This is a genomic window from Pseudomonas tremae (assembly GCF_001401155.1).
GTDB classification, from domain to species: Bacteria; Pseudomonadota; Gammaproteobacteria; order Pseudomonadales; family Pseudomonadaceae; genus Aquipseudomonas; species Aquipseudomonas tremae.
Map to the genome: position 1 here is coordinate 1 of NZ_LJRO01000489.1, position 1,649 is coordinate 1,649.

1 pseudogene is annotated in these 1,649 nt (G+C 58.9%); it reads right to left on the reverse strand.

The window, feature by feature from the left end:
- A pseudogene (locus ALO43_RS27070) lies at positions 1 to 884 on the reverse strand (XopAD/skwp family type III secretion system effector); the annotation flags it as partial.
- Positions 885 to 1,649: the final 765 nt, after the last annotated feature.

The following is a 1,649-nucleotide window of genomic DNA, read 5'->3' on the forward strand; positions in this document are numbered from 1 at the left end:
CTCAGGGCGTTGAGCGCGTTCGCGACGCTCTGCCCATCCATCGCATGACGCAAGCGTCTGTTGCTGGCGAGCATATCAGCAAGCAAGTACGCCATGGATTGGCAGTCTGGATTGTCGGGCCACTTGCTGAATGCATTAAGTGCCAGGCCGATGTTCTGCGCGTCCAGCGACGACCGGGCAGGGTGGTTACGTTGCAGGTGACGTGCCAGACGAGCCACCGCGCGTTCACACCTGCCGCTGTTGAAGTTCTTGGCGAAGGCGTTCAGGAGTAGGACTGAGTGGCGGCCATCCAGTCCCGATAAATCATCTGCCTGATTGAGCTGTCCGGCGATCCACGCGATTGCATCCATGCACGCTTGCTGGTTCGGATGCTTGCTCAGCTTGTTGCCCACATGGGCCAGCTGCGTCAGCGATGCACCGTCAAACCACTTGGTCTTGCAGAGATACTGCGCCGCAACCTCCTTGCAACGATCGAGCTCGCTATGCGTTACGCCTGCCCCTGTGGCGCGCCTTGCACTGGCAATCATCAGAAGGTATTTGTCGAGCCACTGCGCATTGGTTTGCGCGTTGACGCTCTCATCCAGGAAAGGCAGCGCCAGCCCGCAACCGATGTGACGCGCCAGCGCGTTTTCCTTTGCCACCGACACGCACAAGCGAGCATTGTGGTTCTGAGGCACTCGGCTGGGGGCACTCAGCCATTTCCGATACTGCTCTCGCTGTTCCTGCAGCTGCTCTTTTGCAGCTGGATCGAGCTGATGTTCGGCCTGGTGAAGATCCGCCGCCGTCCACTCCAAGTCATGCATTGGCCGCTTTGGCTGCCGATACGGCTCTCGCTCTTCCCGAGGTCGTTTTCCTGCCGCCCGGTCGAACGTGTGTTCGGCCAAGCGCGCCTCCCAGCCATGCGTTGTTCTTTGTGGCCTACGATGCGATGACGATGCACTGACGTCAGCGGGCGCTCTGTCATGGGGCCGCTCGGACTTGGTACGATGTCGGTCGGTGATATCGTTGCGCAAGTGCGCGTGAATGGTAGGCTGTTGCCGAGCGTCCCTGTCCCGTGCGCGGCCACCGGCTCCAGGTTCATCCTGCTCCACCCGTCGCCGTTTGGCCGGCTGCCGCTCATTGCAACTGGTGCCGGTACTGGCTTCCGGCTGATCCCCGGTCCGCTTGAGCTGGTCCTCTTCACTGAAAGACCGGTTTGTGCTCAATGCGTTTAGATTGACGTTGGGGATTCTCATGCCTGCAATTAGTCCATCCGAATGTAGTCGTTGTCACGGTTGAGTTGCACTGGGCCGTGGTTCTTGGCGGTCAAGGCGTTGTTTGCTGACGCAATACGACCTTTAGCTCTTGCACCTGATCTTCGTACCGACGCTGATATTTGAGCGAGGATCCGCTCATCCAACAGGGCCGCCTCAGTGGCGCGTCCAGCCAAGGTGCCGTTTGGCCGCTCACGCCTCGCGTTCGAACTGCAGTGATGTCTCTGCGCGGCTGTGTAATGAGCGAGCCAGCCTCTTGCCGGGCCTGCTGAGCGGTTGGCTATTTTTGCAGCGTTGCCTTAAAGAGGTTTTTGACCGCTGACGCTGAAGTTATGTAGCCACCAAATTTTCATTAAAAGTGTCGCGTTGTGTGGCCTTTTGGACGGATTCGGTTCT